The sequence below is a fragment of the Microcoleus sp. CAWBG58 genome (genome assembly GCF_020883045.1).
Classification (GTDB): Bacteria; Cyanobacteriota; Cyanobacteriia; order Cyanobacteriales; family Microcoleaceae; genus Microcoleus.
Genome location: NZ_JAHRFA010000164.1, coordinates 1 through 4,740, shown reverse-complemented (window position 1 = coordinate 4,740; position 4,740 = coordinate 1). Strand labels below are relative to the sequence as shown.

Genomic DNA, 4,740 nt, shown 5'->3' with positions numbered 1-4,740 from the left:
ATTAATCAATGACTGTTTTCTTACAAAATTCATTATAAAGCGTCTCTGTAGCTTCTAAGCATGGTGAATTTATCTCAAAATATACTCACGACTGGCGAACAGTCTTCAATAAGATGCGTTCCCCCTGTCCCACAGAACTACCCAAAAATCCCCTCACAGCTCAAACGAAAAAAAGTCAAAAAAAACTACTAAAAAGAAAGGCGCTCAAAGCTCAACGCCTGAGATAACAAGAGTTGACGACTATTCTCAACATTTAAAAAATACTCGTTCTTTATTGCCAGAATCTGTACGATATTTGGTAGCTGACGGTTATTATTGCCGCGCTAAGTTCTGGGAGGCTGTACGAGATTCAAATTTAAATTTGATTAGTAAATTACGGTCAGATGCCAATTTAAAGTACCTCTATACAGGTGAAAAAAATTCACAGAGTGCACCTCGTAAATACGAGGGAAAAGTGGACTGTAATAAATTAAAAGATTTAACTTTTATCAAAGAAGTTAAACCAGGAGTCAAGCTTTACTCATTAGTAGTATGGAGTGTTTCTTTCAAAATGCAAAATACGTTTAGCTTGTCTTTCTGAACTTCAACCCAATGGTAAAATCAAAAATATTTTATTATTCAGCACTGATATCGAGCTGACAGGTGAGCAAATACTTGAGTATTATCAGGCTCGTTTTCAGATTGAGTTTATTTTTCGTGATGCCAAACAATTTACAGGCTTATCTGATTGTCAATCTCGTAGTGGTCAATGCCTTGATTTTCATTTTAATGCCAGTCTAATTGCTTTAAATTTAGCCAAATATGAAGCTTATAATAGTCATTTATCGCCCGAGCCATTCGTGTTTTCCATGACCTCTTATAAACGCCGTGAATTCAATAGGCATATACTTTACACCTTTATTGATAAGTTAGATTTAGACCGGAATTTCATTTTAAATCACCCTAACCTTCCGGAGCGTCCTATCCTATGGTACTCTCGCTGCTTAAAAACTGTCCGGAGTATTGATATAAGCAAGGTCGTTTTTTTTGAAGAGCAAGAAATCGCTGTCGGTGCGGTTGGGCTCGAACTCAATTGAAAAAGGCGGATCGATCGCCATTACATCGCCGTTTTTATAGGTTGTGGAGCCGGAAGTCATCAAAAAATCGGATTTTTGTCAAAAGTATTTTCGAGAAGGTCGATCGCACGTTACAATATGTTAAGAGCCGGCACCGCCTTTTGCAATGAATCCAGAATCAACTCTCGCCAGACTACAAGCTACACTTCCCGACGGAAAACTGCCTTCTAGCTACGGGGTATACTTCAAAAACACCCTAGTAGCCCTGTGTCACGCCCTAGAAGACCACATCTTGCAAACCAGCAGCGGGGACGATCTCGCACTAAAACCGCTGGTTTTGGTGACGTTTCAGCAGGGAAAATGGTATTTGCAAGAAGCCGATCGCTACTTCGATATTGCTAAGGCTTCTCGACAAGTTGTCATCGGTGCAGTAGCCGACAGCGGTTTCGCTACCCACAAAACCGGTCAACTAGAAAATGTATCTTTAATAGAACTCGATGAGCTCGACCCGATAATTCAAGAATGGAATTTAATCATCCTCGCCCCCACATACAAAGCAATGGTGCTTTGTCGCGAACTTACGGCCCAGGAATACTTGCCAGAGGGCAAGCCAGAAGTTGATACAGAGCGAAAATTCTACGGTTTGTGGTCTTTTGACCAATCATTAGTGTCAGCGTCAGCAGAAATTTTTATAGAACAAACACGACATTATAATTCCTCCCTAGCCGACAGTTTGCTAGAAATTCATCACGAAATTCTTGCCACAGTCGGCCCACCCCTAGCCGATATTAGTGGCGTAGTCACCCGGATCGTCACTTACCTGCAAAGTTCTCAGCAGCAAATGGTGGCAATTAACCGCCAAACTCGCGATTTGTGGGAATTGGAAGGTCAAGCTTTGCGCGTCAGCCGCAATTTGAACGCCAACAAACTGCAAGCTTTTCTGCGGATGGCCCAGCGCGTAGACGAACGCGACACCTCAAATCCCACAGCTTCTTTGCAAGTGGCGGCTTTGTCGGAAACTTTGGGTCAATTGTTGGATTTGCCGGCTTTGCAACTGCGAAGGCTGCGGCTGGCGGGATTGCTGTTTCGAGTCGGCTTAGTTTCCGCCCCGAATGAGGTATTCGATCGCACTTCCGATAAATTCGACGAAGGAACTCTGTCATTCTGGCGCGATCGCAGTTTCATCGGTTCCCAACTCCTGCAAGCAATGCCGGAAATATCACCAGTCGCCGAAATTGTCAAGCACAAACTCGAAAATTGGGACGGCAGCGGCAGGCCTGAGGGTTTGCGAGGCGAAGATATACCAATTGCTTCGCGGATTGTGGGGTTAGTCGCTTGTTTTCAAGATTTGACTCAACCGCGGGGCGATCGTCCGGCTTTGAGCTTGACAGAAGCTTTGGAAAGGTGCCGGGAACTGTCGGGCACTCGGTTCGATCCGGCTTTGGTGGAAACTCTCGGGAATGTCGTCAGACTCGCAGATATGGGTTTGATGGAGTTACCCACCCGCCCCACCCAACTGCCTAATATCTGGTTGGAGGATTTGGGCGATCGTACTCAAACAGCAACTCCGGCACTGACAGTTGACAGTTGACAGTTAACAGTTGACAGTTGACAGTTGACAGTTGGTTCACTACCAATGACTAATGATTGTTGACTAATAACTAATAACTAATAACTAATAACTGTTGACTAATGACTAATGACTAATGACTAAAAACTAATGACTAACGACCTCGAAGCCATACGCCAAGGCAAAATTCATATATTGGCCGGCATAGATTTAGCCGGCGCAAACTTAGCGGGAGCCGATCTCGCCGGTGCCGACTTATCTCAAGCCAACTTAACAGGAGCTAATCTCGCAGGTGCTAACTTGCAGCGGGCGGTGCTGCGAGCAAACCTCCGCGGCGCAGACTTGAGCGGTGCTGACTTGCGCGGGGCAGATTTTCGGAATGCTGACTTGCGCGGTGCTTCCTTTGCTAATGCTTTGGTGCGCGATGCAAGTTTTGGGGGTGCTTTTTTGACGGCGGCCTCGATCGGCAATTTGGATTTGAGCGGTGTCGATTTGCGGGGAGCCGATTTGCGGGGTGCTAATTTGGCTCGCGCCATCTTGCAGCAGGCAGATTTGAGCAATGCCAATTTGTCCGGCGCAGACTTGTCGGGAGCTGATTTAGAAGAAGCTATCCTGAATGGAGCCGTACTGCGCGGTGCTAACCTGACGGGCGCTAATTTGCTCTGTGCGGCGATCGAACATACCGTCTGGGATGGAGCTTTGCTCGATCGCGCTTGTCTCCAAGGCACGCCCCTGAGTCCTTAAATTTCCAAAATGTTACTTTCAAGGCAGACAAAAAACAACTTCTGCTTATAAAGTGAATAAGCACAAGCTATTTTAACATTTCTTAATGAGAGGTTATAATAGCTACTGTAGATGAGCAAACGAATAAATGGTAGCAGCTTTGTTTAGCGGTACATCCTTTCAAGGTCAAAGTGGCGATCGCCTTGTCAGCAAAGTAGCAGGAGCTGCGATCGCAGCCTTATTCAAACGTTCTGAAAAGGCAGAAGCCAACATCCGAGTCGAACCTGTGGCCAAACTCTTGCAGGGAAGCATCGACGGTTTCGACTTCGTTGGTAAAGGTATGTTGATGTATAACGGCCTGCGCATAGAAGTAATGGAACTCTACTTGCAAGCACTCTCCATTGATTTTGGGGCGATTTTTGCAGGTCAAGTCAAATTGCGGCAGCCTACCCAGGCAAATATGCGAGTAGTATTAAGCCGATCGGATTTAACCACCTCATTCAATACACCTTTTGTAGTTGAAAAACTCCAAAAGCTGAAATACCAAGAGCAATCTCTGTACTTTCAAAACACTGAAGTCAGCTTTGGAACAGACAAATCAATTCGCCTTCAGTCCGAGATTACGATCGGCCAGGACAGCCAACCAGTCAAAATAGATATTACAGCTCAATTGCAAGTAGAAGACCGACGCAAAATCCAATTTGTCAGCGTTACTTACGGCGGTGACGGGCAAGCAGTAGACTTGGGTCAAGCTATAATTGCCCACGTAAATAACTTGCTAGACTTAGACAAATTTGCATTAGAGGGAACTCAACTGCGAGTAGACCGGTGTCGAGTTCAAAATGACGAGCTGGTTTTTTACGGCTGGGCTGGCATCGAACAGTTCCCCAAAGGCAAGCGCTAAGCCTCAGCGTGCTGAGCTTAGCCGACAAATCAGATTGGTTGGAAAAATTTTATAGCTTAACAAAATTACCCGCCCCAGCGGGTTTTGCTATTTTAGCCACAGTTTTTCAGCTATAGCGTTGCTAGTCTAAAGTCTCTCTGTATTCCGGCGTATTTGCAGAACTAAGGATCGCAAATTAAATAATTTACACAAGAAGTTCGTGGGATGGGCGTCCCGCCCGTCCGAAAAGAACCATCAAATTGTAACCCACATTCCGCAGATATTCGATCGGATTTAATTTTCAAAAAATTCATAATTTTCAAAACCTCAAATGGTTGAATAGTAATCATTTGAGGTTTTTTTAAGGTATAATAATTAGTGGTAGTATAGCAACCTTCAAAACTATGAAAAAGCCCTCTGAAGCTATAAATATCGTAAATTTAGACCCTGCAAGGAATAGTAGCAGGGATAATAGATGAAATGGAATTGGTAGAATTCGTCAACAAAAT

4 protein-coding genes are annotated in these 4,740 nt (G+C 44.5%); all 4 read left to right on the top strand.

Annotated elements, in window-relative coordinates:
* Positions 1-536: 536 nt before the first annotated feature.
* The 4 genes from QZ918_RS32890 to QZ918_RS32875 all read left to right on the top strand — a co-directional run bounded on the left by QZ918_RS32890 (position 537) and on the right by QZ918_RS32875 (position 4,252).
* Positions 537-1,076 carry a transposase gene (locus QZ918_RS32890; RefSeq protein ID WP_293343249.1) on the top strand — a complete coding sequence of 180 codons (540 nt, stop codon included), beginning with the start codon at positions 537-539 and terminating at the stop codon, positions 1,074-1,076.
* Between the two features lie 145 nt (positions 1,077-1,221).
* Complete coding sequence (locus QZ918_RS32885) at positions 1,222-2,646, top strand: HD domain-containing phosphohydrolase (protein ID WP_293343246.1); 1,425 nt, start codon at positions 1,222-1,224, stop codon at positions 2,644-2,646.
* 129 nt (positions 2,647-2,775) lie between these two features.
* Positions 2,776-3,369: a pentapeptide repeat-containing protein gene (locus QZ918_RS32880; protein ID WP_293343243.1), complete on the top strand. Its 594-nt coding sequence runs from the start codon at positions 2,776-2,778 to the stop codon at positions 3,367-3,369.
* Positions 3,370-3,496: 127 nt separating this feature from the next.
* Positions 3,497-4,252: an LmeA family phospholipid-binding protein gene (locus tag QZ918_RS32875; RefSeq protein ID WP_293343240.1), complete on the top strand. Its 756-nt coding sequence runs from the start codon at positions 3,497-3,499 to the stop codon at positions 4,250-4,252.
* The last annotated feature ends 488 nt before the right edge of the window (positions 4,253-4,740 follow it).

Bases quoted from the DNA above. Each gene is read 5' to 3' on its own strand.
- QZ918_RS32885 (WP_293343246.1), top strand. From the start codon at position 1,222: ATGAATCCAGAATCAACTCTCGCCAGACTACAAGCTACACTTCCCGAC.
- QZ918_RS32880 (WP_293343243.1), top strand. From the start codon at position 2,776: ATGACTAACGACCTCGAAGCCATACGCCAAGGCAAAATTCATATATTG.
- QZ918_RS32875 (WP_293343240.1), top strand. From the start codon at position 3,497: ATGGTAGCAGCTTTGTTTAGCGGTACATCCTTTCAAGGTCAAAGTGGC.